Origin of the sequence: Streptomyces sp. NBC_01314, assembly GCF_041435215.1 — a bacterium.
In the GTDB taxonomy this organism is placed as follows: Bacteria; Actinomycetota; Actinomycetes; order Streptomycetales; family Streptomycetaceae; genus Streptomyces.
On sequence record NZ_CP108394.1, the window covers coordinates 7,284,373 to 7,301,159 of the forward strand.

Here is a 16,787-nt window from a genome sequence, read left to right on the forward strand (position 1 = left end):
TGACGGGTGATCGATAGGTGATCGACTTTGGGTGAGTCGATAGTGATTCACGGTCAAAACGCCTGTGGAAAGCCGCCTGAGCTTGCTGTTCTGCTTGATACTTCAAGCTCAGGCCGTGGCTTTACGCCGCGTCGTTGAGGAGTCGTCCGAGGTGCTCCCGGCCCGCCGCCAGCAGTTCCGGCAGCGGCGCGGCCCCCTCGTACCACCGCTTCTCGTACTCCCAGCAGAGCCACCCGTCCCAGTCCTTGCGGGAGAGGAGTTCGACGCACTCGCCGAGCGGGAGGACGCCCGCGCCGAGCGGGAGCGGGGTGGTGTCGTCGGGGGAGGCGATGTCCTTGACCTGGACGTAGCCGAGGAAGGGGGAGAGGGCGGCGTAGGACTCGGCGGGCTGTTCGCCGCCGAGCCAGGTGTGCATCACGTCCCAGAGCGAGCCGACGCTGCCGTGGCCGACCGGGCCGAGCACGCGGATCGCGTCGGCGCCGGTGCGGTGCGAGTCATGGGTCTCCAGCAGGACCCGTACGCCCCGGTCGGCCGCGTCCTCCGCCGCCGTACCGAGCCGCCGGGCGGCGATCGCGTCGGCCTCGTGCGTGCTCTGGCCGCCGGCCAGGTCGGCGCCGGGGAAGACGCGGACGAAGGGGGCGCCCAAGTCCTTTGCCAGGTCCAGCAGTTCGCGGATCTCGTCCAGTACGGGGCCGTCCTCGCCCGGTGCCGCGACCCGCGCGTACCCGGCGAGCCCCAGGATCTCCACGCCCGCCGCCTTGAACTCGGCGGCCACCTCGGCCCGGTCGTCGGCCCCGATCCCCGGATGCACCGGCTCCTCGGGATGGGCGCGCAACTCGACGCCGTGATAGCCGTGCGTGACGGCGAGCCGTACGACGTCGGCGATGGGGAGACCGGGGACACCGAGGGTGGAAAATGCGAGCTTCATGCCTTCGGACCGTACACGTCGGGCGGCGATGTGCGTCACCCCGCCGGGGCGTGTGGGTGCGGGTCGGCTGTCGGGTGGGGGCCGGAAGGCTCCAGCCGGCTGACGGGGTCGGCAGGACATGGGCGCAGCCCTGTTTTCAGGGGCGCGGGCCGTGACTGGAACGCGGCTCCGCCGCGGGGCGCGACCGGCCACCGTCGGACCCGCGGCCGCATCGGATGTCCCGCCGCTCCGACGGCTGCGCAGCCGGCCCGTGGACGATGTTCCCGTGGGCGATGCTCCCGTCCGGGCCGAAGCGGGAGCCGTGGCAGAGGCACTGTCCCCGGTCCGGCGCCGGGTGCTCGCCCTCCTGCGGCGCGCTCCCGATCCGGTACGACCGATGCTCCGGCCGCTTGTGCTCCTTGGGCCGCATGGCTTCGGGGTCCCTTCAGACGGGTGGTGGCGGCTGGGCGGGGCCGGGGTCGTCGACACCGGTGGGCGGCTGGGCGCGGCGCCGGTGGCTGGTGTCGCACCACGGGTGGATCCGGCTGCGACGACAGGTGCACAGGGCCACGCAGAAGCGGTCCGACGACACGGTCGTACCGTCGTCCAGCGTGACCTCGACCGGCCCCTCGACCAGCAGTGGGCCAGGACGTTGCAGGCTGACGCGGCGGCGTTCAGCGGGGACGTTCGGCACGGATCATCACCAGCTCTTCCTTCTCGTCGCCGCCACCGTCAGTGCTGCCGTCACCGTTACTGCCGCTGCCGCCCCCGTTACTGCCGCTGCCGTCGTCCCCTTCGGCCCCAGCTCCCAGCAGCCCACGACCGCGCAGCCAGTCGCTCCGCGATCGCAGGACGGGCCCGAACGCGACCCGGCGGTGTTCCACGACGTCGGCCCGCAACCCCGCCGCCCGCAACTGCGTCAGCGTCCGCTCCGCGTCGCTCAGGGCCGAGTGGACCAACAGCAGCACCCCGCCGGGCCGCAGCAGCGACGGCGAGTCCCGGCAGATCCGGTCCAGCACGAGCCGGCCGTCCCACCCGCCGTCCCAGGCCCGCGCGGTGCCCCTCGGTGGGCCGAGCCTGTCGGGCCTCGGCGCCGCGCCCGGACCTTGGCCCGGCCCGCGCCGCCGCGCCGGTTGTGGGCCTGGCACGTACGGCGGATTGGACAGGATGAGGTCGAAGGACCGCCCGGACACGGGCCCCAGGAGGTCTCCGTGTACGACGGTGATCGGCAGCCCGGCCAGTACGGCGTTGACCTTGGCGTTGAGCACGGCCCGCCAGGAGATGTCGACCGCCGTGACCAGCGCGCCCCGCCGCGCCGCGGCCAGCGCGACGGCTCCCGTCCCCGTACCGACGTCCAGCACACGGGCCCGCGGGGCGAGAGGTTCGCGCCCCAGGGCGTGGACCAGGAGTTCGGTGTCGTCCTGCGGGGCGTAGACGCCGGGCAGGGACACGGGCAGGGAGAGTGGGATCACGGGGATTGGCCTCCGGTTGGTGCGTCAGCAGGGCAATCGGTCATCCGATCGTCGGACTCATCAGACTCGTCCATCAGGCTCGTCGGACTCGTCGGACTCGTCAGACCGGCGTGCGAAGGGACGACCGGCCCGCCCGCCACGCTCCGAGGACGCGGTCGGCGAGGGCATCCTCCAGATGGTTGGTGGCGTCGACGCCGAACGCCACGTCGGCGTCCAGCTGCGGTTCCTCCTCCAGCAGCCCGGCGACGACCTCCCGCCGGACGATCTGCTCGTGTACGGCGTCGGCCTCCACGTGCTCGTCGTAGAAGTGCTCGGCGGCGGCGCCGGCCCCGGTCCGCCGCATGGCGTGGGCGAGCCGCCGGGAACCGGGGGAGGAGGTGATCTCGACCGTCGCGAAGTGCCCGACCAGTGCGCCGCGCAGGGCACGGTGCAGTCCGAAGAGGGACATCAGGTTCACCAGCGCGAGCGCCTCGGCTCCGGCGGCGTCCACGTAACGGCCGTACGCCGGGTCGAGACCCAGGTCGGTCATGAGGTCGGCGAAGAGGCGCGCGTGCACCCGCTCGGCCCGGCCCCCGCCGAACTCGTCGAACTCCACCGCGGCCATCCCCGCCTTCGCCCGCCCCCACAGCCGGGGCAGCACCCAGGCGTGCGGGTCGGCCTCCTTCAGGTGGTACAGCGACCGCTGCGCCGCGTACTCACGCACCTGCCACAGCTCGCCCTCGTCCTGCAGAAAGTCACCGACACCGACACCGACACCGCCGTCGCCGGCCGCCGGTTCCACGAGCAGGTCGTCCAGCGCCTCCTTGGCGCTCACATGCCGGGTCGCCCGGTCACGCAGCGATTCGAGGAACGGCCACTCCAGGGCCGCCCGGCAGCGCAGCAGCTCCGGGTCCCATTCGAGGTCGGCGTCGACGTCGGCGAAGCCCCGGTAGTGCAGTTCGTAGCAGAGGTAGAGGGCGAGCTGGAGATCGTCGCCGAAGGGGTCGGCCCCGGCGATCTCCCGGCTGTCCGGCGGAGCGCCCTTCCCCCGCAGGAACTCCACGACCGCAGCCGAGACCCGGCCCCTGCTCTCCGGCAGCACCGGCCCTGCGACCCGAGTCTCCATGGGCGCCGGGTACCCGTGATGCGTGAGTACTCACCTGCCCGCCCAGCTCACGGCCGTGCCGGTGGTCTGGCGGAGGCCAAGGGGCGCGGCTCTGCCCGAGGCCGTCCCAACGGCTTGGCGGGGGCCATGCGCGGCGGGAGTGGCCCTCTGTGGAGGCGATCGCGGCGCTCATGGCGATGGGGGCTCCCTTGCCTACGGGAGCCCCCATCCACTGGCCGCGAACCGCAGTGTCACCAGTCCTCGGCCGTACTCGTATTCGTACGCGTCTGAGTACGAGTAGGCGCTACGCGACCTCACATACCGTTACTGCCGCGTTTCGCCGAGCGCTGCGTCTCCTGGACGCGCTCCTGCGCCTTGCCCTTCATCTTCTTGGCCTCGCCGCGCGCCTGCTGCATCTTGCCCTCGGCCTGCTGCTCGCGGTCGCCGGTGACCTTGCCGGTCATCTCCTTGGCCTTGCCCTTGATCTTGTCCATGCTGCCCTTGTCCTTGGCGGCCATGGTTCCTCCTTGGTGGGGTGAGATGGCTTCCCGCCCAACGTAAGGCGGAGTGGTAACTGTCGCGCGTCGAACCATCACGCTCCGTGAGGGACCCTCGCCTTCGAACCGCTCCGGCCCACACCCCCGCACCTCGAAAGGGGCGCGAGGAACTGCGCGAGCAACCACGACCGACCCGCACTCGCCGACCCGCACTCGCCAATCGTGGACTTTCCTCTTCACCGGAAGCCGGAAGCCGGAAGCCGGAAGCCGGGCAGCGGTCGGCGCCCGCCCAACGCCCGGTTCGCGCGCCCTGCTCGCGGTCATGACGGGCGCGGCGGCGCTCGGCGCGTACGCGTACGGCGTGATGCAAGGCCTCTACATCCTCAACATCCTCGACCCGGACCAGATGATGTGCGCGGCCGTCGGCGCCACCGGGGTCCATGCGGTGACGCGCATGACCCTGCCGGTCAGCTCCCGGTGCGTCACAGCGGGCGGCGCGGGAACCGAGCTGGTGCCCCCGCTGGGTGAACCCGACCGTCTTCGGCGGCATCACGCTCTGCGCGCTCACCCTGTGCGCGACCCTCTCCCAAGGACTCCGCAGATCCCCCGACCCGGCACGCCCCCGACCCGGCACGCCCCCAACCCCTCCGAACCCGCCCCGCCTCAGGCCTCCCGAGGCCCCCCACTGGACCCCCGCACCATCAACTCCCCCCGCACCGTGGCGATCCCACCCGGCGGCGGCTCCTCCCGGCCCATGGCGATCCGCCCGGCCCGGGCCCCCGCCTCCGTCAACGGCAACCGCACCGTCGTCAGCGCGGGCACCGCGTCGATGCTGAACGGCAGATCGTCGAACCCGGCCACGGAGAAATCGTCCGGAATGCGCAGCCCGGAGTCCCGCAGCGCCGCACAAGCCCCCAGCGCCACGGTGTCGTTGGCGGCGACCACGGCGGTCAGCGACGGATCCCGTCGCAGCAGCTCCAGCGTCGCCTCGTACCCGGAGAGCCGGTCATAGCGCCCGTACACCGTCCACCGGGGATCGTCCTCGATCCCGGCCGCCTCCAGCGCCGCCCGGTGCCCCTCCAGACGGTGGCGGGTCGTCGTCCGCTCCTGCGGCCCGGCGATGTACCCGAGCCGCCGGTGCCCCAGCCCGATCAGATGCTCGGTGAGCTGCTGACCGCCGCCCCGGTTGTCGAAGGTGATCGCGATGGCCTCCGGCGTCGGCGGCCGTCCGCACAGCACCACCCGCGTCCCGGCCTCCGCCAGCTTCCTCAGCTTGTGGCCGACGGCGGCCAGATGCGCCGGATCCTCGATGGCCCCACCGGTCAGCACGACCGCGGCGGCCCGCTGCCGCTGCAGCAGCGTGAGATAGGTCAGCTCGCGCTCCGGGGAGCCGCCCGTGTTGCACACCACACCCAGCCGCTCGCCGCCCGCACGCCCGCCCGGCCCGCCGATCTCGGACTGGATGGCCGCGGCCATGATTCCGAAGAAGGGGTCGGCGATGTCGTTCACGAGGATGCCGACCAGGTCGGAGGTGGCGGCGGCGAGCGCGCTCGCGGGACCGTTGAGGACGTAGTCCAGCTCGTCCACGGCCTTCAGCACCCGCTCGCGCGTGGACGTGGCAACCGGGTAGTTGCCGTTGAGCACCCGGGATACGGTCGCGGGCGACACCTGCGCACGGGCCGCCACGTCCGCCAGGGTCACAGTCATCGTTGCTCGTCCTCCGGTGCGCGTGATGTTCGGGCTGTCGGGGAACCTTACGGCCGCGATCACCGTTCGCTCCCTCGAACAACTCGACCCCCTCGCGGTCTTGTCCAGACCGCTGCTCAGAGGCTAGCTTCTCATTGGATAGAAAGCGCTTGCTGTGACGCTCACCCTTTCGTCGGGCGTACGCGGCGCCGGACGCGTACGCAGAAACGAACGCACACCAACGAAAGGACCGGCCGTGACACGCAAAACCGTACGGATCGCCATGAACGGCGTGACCGGACGCATGGGCTACCGCCAGCACCTCGTCCGCTCGATCCTCGCCATCCGTGAGCAGGGCGGCCTCGACCTCGGCGACGGTACCGTGCTGTGGCCGGAGCCGATCCTCGTCGGCCGCCGGGAGCACGTGCTGAAGGCGCTCGCCGAGCAGCACGGCCTGGAGCACTGGACCACGGACGTCGACGCGGTCCTCGCCGACGAGTCCGTCGAGATCTACTTCGACGCCCAGGTCACCTCGGCCCGCGAGGAGGCCATCAGGAAGGCGATCGCGGCCGGCAAGCACATCTACACGGAGAAGCCGACGGCGACCGGCCTGGACGGCGCACTGGAGCTGGCCCGCCTCGCGAACGCCGCCGGCATCAAGCACGGCGTCGTCCAGGACAAGCTCTTCCTCCCGGGCCTGCTGAAGCTCAAGCGCCTCATCGACGGCGGCTTCTTCGGCCGGATCCTCTCCATCCGCGGCGAGTTCGGCTACTGGGTCTTCGAGGGTGACTGGCAGGAGGCTCAGCGCCCCTCCTGGAACTACCGCGCCGAGGACGGCGGCGGCATCGTCGTCGACATGTTCCCGCACTGGGAGTACGTGCTGCACGAGCTGTTCGGCCGCGTGAAGTCCGTCCAGGCCCTCACCGCCACCCACATCCCGCAGCGCTGGGACGAGCAGGACAAGCCGTACGACGCCACGGCCGACGACGCCGCGTACGGCATCTTCGAGCTGGACGGCGGCGCGATCGCCCAGATCAACTCGTCCTGGGCCGTCCGCGTCAACCGCGACGAGCTGGTGGAGTTCCAGGTCGACGGCACGGAGGGCTCGGCGGTGGCAGGCCTGCGCAACTGCCGTGTCCAGCACCGCTCCGCCACCCCCAAGCCGGTGTGGAACCCCGACATCCCCGCCACCTACTCCTTCCGCGACCAGTGGCAGGAGGTGCCGGACAACGCCGAGTTCGACAACGGCTTCAAGGCGCAGTGGGAGCTGTTCTTCCGGCACGTCTACGCCGACGCGCCCTACCACTGGGACCTGCTGGCCGGAGCCCGCGGCGTCCAGCTCGCCGAACTGGGCCTGAAGTCCTCGGCCGAGGGCGTCCGTCTCGACGTACCGGAGATCTCGCTGTGACGATCCGACTCCCCGGCGCGGACGGGCTGTTGAGGCCCTACAGCCCCCGCACCGAACCGCTGGCGCTGACGACCGGCGCCCCCTTCACCTCCCGTACGGTCTTCTCGGCGGCGCACGTCGTCGCCGACCCGTACGCGGACGTGTCCCCGGATTCCCCCGCCGCCGTCGACTGGGACGCCACCCTCGCCTTCCGCCGCCACCTGTGGTCGCACGGCCTGGGCGTCGCCGAGGCGATGGACACCGCGCAGCGCGGCATGGGCCTCGACTGGGCCGGCGCGGCGGAGCTGATCCGCCGCAGCGCGGCGGAGGCGAAGTCGGTGGGCGGCCGTATCGCCTGCGGCGTGGGCACCGACCAGCTCACCGACCCGTCGACGGCCTCGCTGCCGGAGATCCGCAAGGCGTACGAGGAGCAGCTGGCGCTCGTCGAGGAGTCGGGCGCCCAGGCGATCCTGATGGCCTCGCGCGCGCTGGCCGCCGCCGCGACGAGCCCCGAGGACTACCTGGAGATCTACGGCCATCTGCTCCGTCAGGCCACCGAACCGGTCGTCCTGCACTGGCTCGGCCCGATGTTCGACCCGGCGCTGGACGGCTACTGGGGCTCGTCGGACCTCGACGCGGCCACGGACACCTTCCTCGCCGTCATCGCCGCCCACCCCGACAAGATCGACGGCATCAAGGTCTCCCTGCTGGACGCCCAGCGCGAGATCGACATCCGCCGCAGGCTCCCGGTCGGCGTCCGCTGCTACACGGGCGACGACTTCAACTACCCCGAGCTGATCGCGGGCGACGAGAAGGGCTTCAGCCACGCGCTGCTCGGCATCTTCGACCCGCTCGGCCCCTTGGCGGCGGAGGCGGTCCGCGTCCTGGACACCGGCGACACGAAGGGCTTCCGGGAGCTCCTGGACCCCACCGTCGAACTCTCCCGCCACCTCTTCCAGACCCCCACCCGCTTCTACAAGACGGGCGTGGTGTTCCTGGCGTGGCTGGCCGGCCACCAGTCGCACTTCACGATGGTCGGCGGCCTGCAGGCGGCCCGCTCCCTCCCGCACTTCGCGCGCGCCTACGAACTCGCCGACGGCCTGGGCCTGTTCCCGGACCCGGCGCTGGCGGAGGCCAGGATGAAGAACCTGCTCGCGGTGTATGGAGTGGCCCAGTGAGTACCGGACTTGAGCGTTTCAGCATCAACCAGATGACGGTCAAGCAGCTGTCGATGCCCGAACTGGTCGACGGATGCGTGGAGTTGGGTATCGGGGGCGTGGGCCTCTGGCGCGAGCCGGTGGCGGTGTACGGCCTGGACGCCACGGCCAAACTGGTCCGCGACGCGGGGCTGTCGGTCACGACCCTCTGCCGGGGCGGCTTCTTCACGGCGATCGATCCGACGGAGCGGGCGGCGGCGCTGGCCGACAACCGCAAGGCGATCGACGAGGCGGCGACCCTGGGCACGGACACGCTGGTCCTGGTCTCGGGCGGCCTTCCGGCGGGTTCGAAGGACCTGCACGGCGCACGGGAACGCATCGCGGACGCGCTGGCCGAGCTGGGCCCCTACGCCGCCTCCAACGGCGTACGCCTGGCCATCGAACCGCTCCACCCCATGTTCGCCTCGGACCGCTGCGTGGTGTCGACGCTCTCCCAGGCGCTGGACATCGCGGAACGCTTCCCGGCGGACCAGGTGGGCGTGACCGTGGACACCTACCACATCTGGTGGGACGACACGGCCCCGGCGGCGATCGCCCGCGCGGGCGCCTCCGGCCGCATCCACACCTTCCAACTCGCCGACTGGATCACCCCGTTGCCCCAGGGCGTCCTGACCGGCCGGGGCCAGATCGGCGACGGCGCGATCGACATGCGCGAGTGGAAGTCCTACGTCGAGGCGGCGGGCTACACCGGCCCCATCGAGGTCGAGCTGTTCAACGACGAGCTGTGGGCGGGCGACGGCCGCGAGCTGCTGGCACAGACGGCGCGGCGCTTCGTGGAGCACGCGGCGTAGTTCCGGCGGCGAGCCCGGCAGAGTGGTCGGTGCCGGTCTCGCCGCCGGAGTGGGCGTATACATCACGTATACTGGCCCCATGTCCGACGTCATGATCCGCGTGCCCGCCGAAGTCCGTGACCAGCTTGCCGCCGTGGCCGAGGCCCGAGGGACGAGCCTTCGTGCCCTCATGCAGGACATAGCCGCTCAGACACTGACACCCGAGCAGATCAAGGAACGTGCCGATCGCACGCGCGCCCTGATCGCCGACCGCTTCGGCCACTACGTGTCGGACGAGGAGTCCGCCGAAATGCGCCGCAAGATGCGGGAGGCCACGGCCGCTCACCGAGCCGCCCTAGCGGTGTCGGTGTCGGAACCGGAGGCGTCCGGATGAACCAGATTGAGCACTACGTCCTCGACGCTCCGACTCTCCTGGCCATGGGGGGCAACAAACAGGTCTCCGGCCTCATCCATGCCGCGGCCGCGAGCGACGACGTACGCCTGTGGGCGCCCGTCTTCTGTCTTCTGGAGGCCGAGCGCCACAGCGAGGGAATCGTCGACCACGTGGGTCTGCTGATCGACGTACTCCATCTCGTCGAAGACGACTATGCGATGGCCGTGACCATTGCGGAGCTTGGTCGTGGGGGCGTTGCCCACAGCGTTTCGGCCGCTGTTCATGCGGCGAGGCCGAACCACATGATCCCCATGGGTGCGTTGGTCGCCACGGTGGAGCCCGAGCCCTATGAGGGGCTCGGGGTCGGGGTCATGGACCTGAATCGCTGACGGGCGGGGTGTCGTCCGTTCCGATGGGTGTCGCGGTGCTCGCCCAGCGGCTCACCGCAGGGGATCACGATGGCTGTGCCCCCGCCTGTACCAGCACGCGGTACTCCATGGGCGACACCCCGTACGTGCTGCGGAACGCGCGCGTGAAGTCGGAGGCGCGGACCATCCCCCAGCGGGTGGCGATGGTGTGGACGGGAGTGGAGCCGAGGTTGGGGTCCGCCAGGTCGCGGCGGGCGCCTTCGAGGCGCTGGGCGCGGATCCAGGCCGCGACCGTCTCACCGGGGGTGTCCTCCTGGAAGAGCCGGTGCAGATAGCTCAGTGAGATGTGATGCGCGGCCGCTATCACGGGCGGTGCCAGCTCGGGGTCGTGCAGGTTCTGGCGGATGAACGCCCGTACGCGCGTCGTCAACGCCCGCTGGCGGGTCTCCGGAGACAGCGCGTCCTCCGCCTCCAGCACCTGGGCGAACCAGGCGGAGAGCAGGTCGATCAGGACGGTGCCCAGCCGGGGCGCGTCGGACGGCTGGAGGACGTCGGCCTGCTGCTCCAGGCCGGTGAGGAACCCCGTCAGCAGGGCACCCACCCCTGCCCGCCCCGGCAGCCGCCGCCCCAGCAACTGCTGGATGCGGACGGGCGGCAGGGGCACCAGCGCCTTGGGGAAGTCCACGCCCACGCCCGTGATCACCTGACGGCCCCGGTCGGTCGGCAGGTGCACTTCGTACGGCCGTGACGTGTCGCTCACCCACAGGTCGCTCGGGCCGTACGCCTCGGCCCGCCCGACATGCTCGAACCCCAGGTCGCCGCCGAGCACCAGCGACAGGTGGTACATCTCCGGGTCGGACTGCCGCACCTGCTTCTCGGTACGCCGGAACCCCGTCGGCAGGTGCGACGTCGGCCACACCAGCACCGGGCCCAGCTCCATCAGCCGTTGTTCCGCCCAGAAGTCGTCGGCGAACGGGCTGCTCATGTGACTGGGCGCGATCGCCCGGTGCATCAACTCGCCCCAGTACTCGAACCGGTGCTCCTCGGGCACGTCGTCGCTCCGGAAGACCGTTCCGATCATGTCGGGGTCAGCCCTGCCCGGCGTACGGGACGAAGTCGGCCCAGGCGCTGGGGGAGAGGGCGAGCTGAGGTCCGGTGGTGTTCTTGGAGTCGCGGATGTGGATGGTGTGGGGGAGGGCTACGGCTACTTCGACGCAGTCGCCGTCTCCGCCGCTGCTGTAGCTCGACTTGTGCCATGAGAGGGCGACCTCGACGCAGTCGCCGGAGCCGGTGCTGCTGTAGCTCGACTTGAACCAGACCAGTTCCGTGGCGCTCATAGATCCCCTCGCATCCGCTGCAACAGGCTCTTGGCGTCTGTGACAGTGAGAGCCTGTGAGCGCATCCTGGCATACCGCATCTGAACCCGAGCGCCGTGTTCGGCCTCTCCCTCAGCAGCCATGGCCGTCCGACAAGCTGACAGGCCAAGTACCACCGTGGCCACCGCTTCCGCATCAGGGCTGATGAAGCCTTCGTCGGACCTCAAACGCCAACAGGCCGTTTCGTCGGCCCGCCTGTGAGCGCCGCTACGGTGGCCCGCATGACCGACAACAGCTTCTGGACCCTCCCGCCCGACCGCATGGTGCGCGGATCCATGGGCCACTGCAACATCACCGTCCTCCTCCCGCCGTTCGACGTGGACGCGCGCACGTTTCCCCCCAACGACCGCGTCCGGGCAGCGGAGTTCGCCGCGTCGTTCGGAACCGTCGACGAGGTCCTGGAGGAGATCGGGCCCCGGTCCGTCCTCGACGTGCCCTCCCCGGACACACGGACCGACCTCGACATCGTCCAGGCCGCCGCGTGGGGGCACGTCCTCGGTATCAGCGACCCGGCGCTGGCCGACAGCGGCAACGACACCCCCCTCCTGTCCGAGGCCCGCACGTTGCGCGAGCGCTATCCGGACGCCCGCATCGTCGGCCGTGTCCATTTCCACGGCGGGGCGTCCCACACCGAGGACATCGTCTGGCTGCCCGACGGGACCATGTTCCACGCCGCCGGCTGGACCGGGGACGAGCCGTTCGAGGTGACCGGCGACCCGGGCGCCGTCGCCTCCGCCCTAGGCATCCCCGCCGAGGCGCTGGAGGACCTGGGCCTGGACGAGGAGGACCCGGCCGACATCGAATGGGCCGACTTCGCCGCACTGGCCCTGGGTAAAGCCGACCCCTGGGGTTGGCAGCAGATCCGGACCACGGCCTTCCGCGTGCGGCACACCGAGTTCGCCACGTCCACGATGGAAGAGCTGTACTTCGTCGGCGGCTAGTCGTCCGAACACCCGGCGGGTCTTGTGAAAGTCCTGTGCGGCGCCTGTGGTGTTCGGGGCGTGTTCTCGATGTGTCGGACGGAAGCCCTCGACGAGGCCCCAGCGTCGGGTGAAGCCGGGAGCGGGGGAGGAACTACCTGGGGCTTTGGCCGGTGTGGCGAGGGCGCGTGCCGGGCGCCGAGGCGCCGCGTGGGACTGCCGTCGCACCCCGCTGAGATGAACTACCCACTTTTTACCCACAATTGATGCTTCGTTGACAACGCCATCAACGTCAACAATCCCCTTGATACGCCGACTTCGGGCTCTATGGTGAGCCGCGGCGCGTACACGTCACGGGGGCCTCACGCGCGACCCACACCCCCTCAGTGCCCCCCACAACGAGGGAAGACGTCATCTTTAACCGAGCTCTCCAGATACCCGGACGGTGGCGGCTCACGGCGCGCCTCACGGCTGCCGCGGGCCTGGCCGCCGCCGTCACCCTGACCGGCCTGCCGGGCATGCCCATCGACACCGCCGCCGCCGGTCCGGCGGTCACGGCCAAGCTCAAGGGCAATCCGCCCGGCAAGCGCTGCGACACCCGCAACGGGCTGCCAGAAGAACCCGAGACCCCGCTGGACTCCGGATTCCCCGACGACCTGAGCGGTAACTTCCACATAGCGAACGACCTTCCGGCGAACTACGAGTTCGACCTCCCGGGCCAGGCGTACGACGGGCTTCAGGCCCCCACGGCGCAAGAGAGGGAGACCGCCAGCTCCAAGGACTCGGACCCGGAGAAGAACTACAAGGAGTGGCGGAAGACCGCCGACGCCTCCGGCAAGCCCGCCGACCGGGCGATGGAGATCTACGCCCGCTGGCTCAACACCGGCGAGAAGAAGGACTTCAAGGACTGGTTCGACAAGATCTACATCCGCAACCAGACCAACGTGACCAAGGGTGCCGCGTTCGAGGCCCGGCTCGTACGTGACTACAAGCTCATCGGCCCGGATTGGCGGTGTGAGGTCTACGTCGAACTCTTCGACGCCGACAATAAAAAGGTGGGCGAACGCCGCTACGACGCCTACAACAAGAGGACCAAGCAGTTCAACGAGTTCAAGTCGAACTCCCGCCTGGAGAAGGCACAGCTTGAGAAGGACAAGGTCGTCGCCCGCTCCATGAAGGACCACACCTTCCGCTACACCGGTGCGAAGAAGTTCACCGCCGGCCAGCAGAAGCTGATCAACGACTTCAACAAGGAAATCTCGGACGAGCGCGGCAAGCGCAACCAGGTACGCGGCAACCAGCGCATCTACAACCCCGCGCCCAAGACCACCCCCATCAAGGGCTACTCCGACCACCAGCGCTGGTTCGCCCCCGGCTGCCAGACCGGCGGCCCCAAGACCATGGCCGCCTCCGCGAACAGCTGCGGCACCCGCGGCCCGGCCAACCAGCGGGCCCTGAGCTCCGGCCGCACGCTGGAGGAAGCCAAGCGGTTCCAGGCCGAGGCCCGCCGCCTCGACACCCGCGGCACTCTGCCCAGGGGCGGCTTCGGCGGTGTCGACTTCTCCACCGTCGAGCTGCGTTACGTCGGCGGCCTGGGCAAGGGCAAGGGCATGCAATACAGCATGCGCGCCGACCAGATGCCCGACCCGGACAACAACCCCGGCTGGGGCGGCGAGGCGAAGATGCAGCTCGCCTCCGATGCGATGTTCACATGGCTGGCGCTGACGCCGGACAAGTTCTGGGTGAACCTGAACCCGGACGAGCCCGACCGCGTCATGGACTCCAAGTTCGGCTCCACCGACGCCGGCCGCATCCTGCTCGAAGCCGACCTTCAGATGAAGCACGACTTCTACAAGGCCATGGACCCCAAGACGGACCTCGGCAAGCGGTACTGGGCGGCCCTGCCCAAGCAGAACGGCAACCCGTGCATGCCCGGCCTGCGGAACTGGATCGAGCCCAAGCCCGCGCAGGTGCGCGAGCAGGACGGCGGCATCTACATCCTCGACGCCCCGCTGGCCCTGAAGTCGACCGCGCAGAAGACCGTCACCGAGGGCCCGGGCGAGCCGATCTGCGACCCCGACGACGCGGAGATCAGGGCCGCCCAGGCGGTCATCGACTCGATGATCGTCCCCGAGGTCGAGAAGCAGATCAACAGCGCCCCGCAGTACGCCGACCTGCGCCGCGTCTACACCTCCCGGGTCGCAGCCGAGTACATCCGGCAGCAGGACGCGAAGAACCCGACCGACTTCCGGCCGGTCATCAACAGCAACGACGTCGAGGCGTGGCCGCTGCGCGCCCCCAACCAGAACTGGGACAAGGACGAGCTCTTCCGCAAGTACCGGAAGATCTACACCGAGGGCGAGTTCACGTACGACGTGGACACCGCGCAAGGCGTCCGGGTGTACATCGTCGGCGGCGTGGACTTCTCCAAGCAGCCCAAGCGGAACATCTCCCGTGCACAGTTCAACTTGGAGAACCGGGACCTGGACAACACCACCGTCAACTCCCGGAAGTCCGACGACGCCTCTTACCGGGACACCGACACGCTCTATCTGGGCGGCGGCAAGGTGACCGCCTCCGACGGTGACGACCCCAACCCCAACCCAACTCCCACCCCGACCCCGACGCCCACGGAGACGGACAAGCCCGACCCGACCCCGACCGACAAGCCCACCGACGGTGCGGACAAGCCGGACCCGGGCGACACCGGAGACAAGCCGACGCCTCCGGGCGGCGACCTCGCCGACACCGGATCCGACACCCCTGTCGGCCTGATCGCGGCGGTCTCCGCGGCGCTGGCCGCCGTGGGCGGAGCGCTGGTGTGGTGGATGCGCCGCCGTAGGACCACGGCCGGCTAGCCACCCCGACCTGCACCACACGACGCCCCCGCCGGACGCCTCCGGTGGGGGCGTCGCTGTGCGGTCAGCCTTCGGCGGCGGGGAGGAAGTCGGCCCAGGCGGTGGGGGAGAGCGTGAGCTGGGGGCCGGTGGTGTTCTTGGAGTCGCGGATGTGGATGGTGTGGGGGCAGGTGGCTACTTCGACGCAGTCGTCGCCGTCGCTGGACTTGCGCCAGGAGAGGGCGACCTCGACGCAGTCGCCGGAGCCGCCGCTGCTGTAGCTGCTCTTGAACCAGGCCAGTTCAGTGGTGCTCATAGGTCCCCTCGCATCCGCTGCAACAGGCTCTTGGAGTCTGTGAGAGTGAGAGCCTGTGAGCGCATCCTGGCATACCGCATCTGAAGCATGCTGACCACTTTGCGGTCAGAGATGAACTGGGCGCTTTCCTGCCCCTCGCAGTAGGCGAGGTGTCGGTTCTCGGGTGTCTCCAGCAACTGCATGGGGCCATCGAGTCCGGAGTGGGTTTCCTGCCTCTGAGACATGATCTGAATCTCGACATTCCGCAACTCGCCGAGTTCCAGTACGTGGCCGATGAGTTCCCTCGTGATCTTCGCCCCGCCTGTGTGGCGCAGGAACAACCCCTCCTCCAGGATGAACCCGAACGCCGTGTTCGGTCGCTCCCTCAGCAGTCGTTGCCGTTCCGACCGTGCCGCCCACTGGGCCTCGATCTGTTCATCGCCCAATGGCGGCAGCTGGTTCTTGAACAGCGTTCGCGCGTACGCCTCGGTCTGCAACAACCCGGGAATCAGGCGGCACTCGTACGTATAGAGCACGATCGCCGTCCCCTCCAACCGCGCCCACTTCCGGAACCAAGCCGCCAACCCCGGCTGCCTCCCCAGATGCTGAGCCGCCTTGATCAGCGCCCCGGTGTTCCCCAGCGCCCGATCCACCCCCTCCACAAGCGCCGCGTCCGGCATCCTCCGCCCCAACTCCACCGAGGCCACCATGTGCTTGGAGTAACCGATGACGTCGGCCAGCTCCTCGCGGCCCAGCCCCGCGTGTTCCCGCAGCGCCTGGACCATCGCCCCGAACGTCCGCAGGCTGTCGGACGCCTCCGGCTCCCCGCCGCCCGTCCCAGTCGCCGCCATGTCGCCGCTGTCGGCCACCATGGGCCACCTCCCGCGCACCCGCCCACCGAACCACACCGTCCAACGCCCATGGTCACAGCACGTCACCAGTACCGTCCAGTGCGTAACCGCGTACGCTCCCGCAGCGTACGCGGCGCGGAGCTGGTGAACCGGCGTCCCCGCAGGCCACATTGGCGGCATGACCGCTCCACCCGCTCCGCGGTACCCCGCCACCGTGCACGCCTTCACCCAGCGCTTCAGCTCGACACCGTTGGGCGCTCGCCTGGCGAGACGCCTCACTCTCACCCAACTGCACGCCTGGGGCATCCCGTACGGCTCGGACGCCTCCGACAGGGCGGCGGCGGTCGTGGCCGAGCTGGCGGCCAACGCCGTGACACACGGCCGCGTCCCCGGCCGGGACTTCGAGCTGCGCCTCTCCCTCCCCACCGGCTCCCTCCGCATCGAGATCACCGACACCCGCGCCGAACGCCTGCCGCCCGGCCCCGGCGCCGTACGACAGACCCGCCCCCTGGACGAGGACGGGCGCGGTCTGCTCCTCGTCGACGCGCTCGCCGACCGCTGGGAGGTCCAGGACCGCAAGCCGCCCGGCAAGACCGTGCTCGTCGAGATCGATCTGCCGGGCTGGCGGTCGCTGGTGAGACGGTTTCCCGGGCGCCGGCCGCCGAAGAGGCGCGGTCGGCGGTACTAGCGGAAGGCGGGTCCACGAGGCCGCGGCCGAGAACCATC

Annotated in this window: 18 protein-coding genes and 1 pseudogene; 8 read left to right on the forward strand and 11 right to left on the reverse strand. The window is 70.2% G+C overall.

What is annotated here, in order from left to right:
• Positions 1–121: 121 nt before the first annotated feature.
• The 6 genes from OG622_RS32165 to OG622_RS32190 all read right to left on the reverse strand — a co-directional run bounded on the left by OG622_RS32165 (position 122) and on the right by OG622_RS32190 (position 5,667).
• On the reverse strand, positions 122–928 hold the full coding sequence (locus tag OG622_RS32165) for a sugar phosphate isomerase/epimerase family protein (protein ID WP_371580119.1): 807 nt from the start codon (positions 926–928) through the stop codon (positions 122–124).
• A gap of 424 nt (positions 929–1,352) precedes the next feature.
• Complete coding sequence (locus OG622_RS32170) at positions 1,353–1,601, reverse strand: CDGSH iron-sulfur domain-containing protein (protein WP_371580120.1); 249 nt, start codon at positions 1,599–1,601, stop codon at positions 1,353–1,355.
• Positions 1,582–2,379, reverse strand: coding sequence for a methyltransferase (locus OG622_RS32175; RefSeq protein ID WP_371580121.1), 798 nt, complete (start codon positions 2,377–2,379; stop codon positions 1,582–1,584). Before OG622_RS32175 ends, OG622_RS32170 begins: the two co-directional genes overlap by 20 nt.
• A gap of 100 nt (positions 2,380–2,479) precedes the next feature.
• On the reverse strand, positions 2,480–3,484 hold the full coding sequence (locus OG622_RS32180) for an iron-containing redox enzyme family protein (RefSeq protein WP_371580122.1): 1,005 nt from the start codon (positions 3,482–3,484) through the stop codon (positions 2,480–2,482).
• A 293-nt stretch (positions 3,485–3,777) separates the two neighbouring features.
• On the reverse strand, positions 3,778–3,981 hold the full coding sequence (locus OG622_RS32185) for a CsbD family protein (RefSeq protein WP_371580123.1): 204 nt from the start codon (positions 3,979–3,981) through the stop codon (positions 3,778–3,780).
• Positions 3,982–4,623: 642 nt separating this feature from the next.
• Positions 4,624–5,667, reverse strand: coding sequence for a LacI family DNA-binding transcriptional regulator (locus OG622_RS32190; protein ID WP_371580124.1), 1,044 nt, complete (start codon positions 5,665–5,667; stop codon positions 4,624–4,626).
• 235 nt (positions 5,668–5,902) lie between these two features.
• Here OG622_RS32190 and OG622_RS32195 point away from each other — a divergent pair, with 235 nt between their 5' ends.
• From OG622_RS32195 to OG622_RS32215, 5 genes are all read left to right on the forward strand, one after another.
• Entirely contained in the window at positions 5,903–7,054 is a 1,152-nt protein-coding gene (locus tag OG622_RS32195; RefSeq protein ID WP_371580125.1) for a Gfo/Idh/MocA family protein, read from the forward strand.
• Complete coding sequence (locus OG622_RS32200) at positions 7,051–8,211, forward strand: dihydrodipicolinate synthase family protein (RefSeq protein ID WP_371580126.1); 1,161 nt, start codon at positions 7,051–7,053, stop codon at positions 8,209–8,211. The genes OG622_RS32195 and OG622_RS32200 overlap by 4 nt, the downstream gene beginning before the upstream one ends.
• 32 nt (positions 8,212–8,243) lie before the next feature.
• Positions 8,244–9,041: a sugar phosphate isomerase/epimerase family protein gene (locus OG622_RS32205; RefSeq protein ID WP_371584291.1), complete on the forward strand. Its 798-nt coding sequence runs from the start codon at positions 8,244–8,246 to the stop codon at positions 9,039–9,041.
• Between the two features lie 79 nt (positions 9,042–9,120).
• Entirely contained in the window at positions 9,121–9,414 is a 294-nt protein-coding gene (locus OG622_RS32210; RefSeq protein ID WP_371580127.1) for an Arc family DNA-binding protein, read from the forward strand.
• Positions 9,411–9,803, forward strand: a complete 393-nt coding sequence (locus tag OG622_RS32215) for a hypothetical protein (protein ID WP_371580128.1) — start codon at positions 9,411–9,413, stop codon at positions 9,801–9,803. The genes OG622_RS32210 and OG622_RS32215 overlap by 4 nt, the downstream gene beginning before the upstream one ends.
• Positions 9,804–9,867: 64 nt before the next feature.
• Here OG622_RS32215 and OG622_RS32220 read toward each other — a convergent pair whose 3' ends face one another.
• From OG622_RS32220 to OG622_RS32230, 3 genes and pseudogenes are all read right to left on the reverse strand, one after another.
• Positions 9,868–10,863, reverse strand: a complete 996-nt coding sequence (locus OG622_RS32220; protein ID WP_371580129.1) for an AraC family transcriptional regulator — start codon at positions 10,861–10,863, stop codon at positions 9,868–9,870.
• Positions 10,864–10,870: 7 nt separating this feature from the next.
• Entirely contained in the window at positions 10,871–11,119 is a 249-nt protein-coding gene (locus OG622_RS32225) for a DUF397 domain-containing protein (RefSeq protein ID WP_371580130.1), read from the reverse strand.
• Positions 11,116–11,205: pseudogene (locus OG622_RS32230) on the reverse strand (transcriptional regulator); the annotation flags it as partial. The pseudogene OG622_RS32230 and the gene OG622_RS32225, both read right to left, overlap by 4 nt.
• Positions 11,206–11,379: 174 nt before the next feature.
• Here OG622_RS32230 and OG622_RS32235 point away from each other — a divergent pair.
• Both OG622_RS32235 and OG622_RS32240 read left to right on the forward strand, forming a co-directional pair.
• Positions 11,380–12,099, forward strand: coding sequence for a DUF6333 family protein (locus OG622_RS32235; protein ID WP_371580131.1), 720 nt, complete (start codon positions 11,380–11,382; stop codon positions 12,097–12,099).
• A 365-nt stretch (positions 12,100–12,464) separates the two neighbouring features.
• Entirely contained in the window at positions 12,465–14,936 is a 2,472-nt protein-coding gene (locus tag OG622_RS32240) for a hypothetical protein (protein ID WP_371580132.1), read from the forward strand.
• Positions 14,937–15,000: 64 nt separating this feature from the next.
• Here OG622_RS32240 and OG622_RS32245 read toward each other — a convergent pair whose 3' ends face one another.
• Positions 15,001–15,231 (reverse strand): DUF397 domain-containing protein, encoded by a 231-nt coding sequence (locus OG622_RS32245; RefSeq protein ID WP_371580133.1) that lies wholly within the window; start codon positions 15,229–15,231, stop codon positions 15,001–15,003.
• The gene (locus tag OG622_RS32250) at positions 15,228–16,082 is read right to left on the reverse strand and encodes a Scr1 family TA system antitoxin-like transcriptional regulator (protein WP_371580134.1); all 855 of its coding nucleotides are present in this window, start codon (positions 16,080–16,082) and stop codon (positions 15,228–15,230) included. The genes OG622_RS32245 and OG622_RS32250 overlap by 4 nt, the downstream gene beginning before the upstream one ends.
• Positions 16,083–16,239: 157 nt before the next feature.
• Here OG622_RS32250 and OG622_RS32255 point away from each other — a divergent pair, with 157 nt between their 5' ends.
• Complete coding sequence (locus tag OG622_RS32255; RefSeq protein ID WP_371580135.1) at positions 16,240–16,749, forward strand: ATP-binding protein; 510 nt, start codon at positions 16,240–16,242, stop codon at positions 16,747–16,749.
• Positions 16,750–16,787 lie beyond the last annotated feature (38 nt).

Bases quoted from the DNA above. Each gene is read 5' to 3' on its own strand.
- OG622_RS32165 (WP_371580119.1), bottom strand. From the start codon at position 928: ATGAAGCTCGCATTTTCCACCCTCGGTGTCCCCGGTCTCCCCATCGCC.
- OG622_RS32180 (WP_371580122.1), bottom strand. From the start codon at position 3,484: ATGGAGACTCGGGTCGCAGGGCCGGTGCTGCCGGAGAGCAGGGGCCGG.
- OG622_RS32185 (WP_371580123.1), bottom strand. From the start codon at position 3,981: ATGGCCGCCAAGGACAAGGGCAGCATGGACAAGATCAAGGGCAAGGCC.
- OG622_RS32190 (WP_371580124.1), bottom strand. From the start codon at position 5,667: ATGACTGTGACCCTGGCGGACGTGGCGGCCCGTGCGCAGGTGTCGCCC.
- OG622_RS32205 (WP_371584291.1), top strand. From the start codon at position 8,244: ATGACGGTCAAGCAGCTGTCGATGCCCGAACTGGTCGACGGATGCGTG.
- OG622_RS32210 (WP_371580127.1), top strand. From the start codon at position 9,121: ATGTCCGACGTCATGATCCGCGTGCCCGCCGAAGTCCGTGACCAGCTT.
- OG622_RS32215 (WP_371580128.1), top strand. From the start codon at position 9,411: ATGAACCAGATTGAGCACTACGTCCTCGACGCTCCGACTCTCCTGGCC.
- OG622_RS32220 (WP_371580129.1), bottom strand. From the start codon at position 10,863: ATGATCGGAACGGTCTTCCGGAGCGACGACGTGCCCGAGGAGCACCGG.
- OG622_RS32225 (WP_371580130.1), bottom strand. From the start codon at position 11,119: ATGAGCGCCACGGAACTGGTCTGGTTCAAGTCGAGCTACAGCAGCACC.
- OG622_RS32235 (WP_371580131.1), top strand. From the start codon at position 11,380: ATGACCGACAACAGCTTCTGGACCCTCCCGCCCGACCGCATGGTGCGC.
- OG622_RS32245 (WP_371580133.1), bottom strand. From the start codon at position 15,231: ATGAGCACCACTGAACTGGCCTGGTTCAAGAGCAGCTACAGCAGCGGC.
- OG622_RS32250 (WP_371580134.1), bottom strand. From the start codon at position 16,082: ATGGTGGCCGACAGCGGCGACATGGCGGCGACTGGGACGGGCGGCGGG.
- OG622_RS32255 (WP_371580135.1), top strand. From the start codon at position 16,240: ATGACCGCTCCACCCGCTCCGCGGTACCCCGCCACCGTGCACGCCTTC.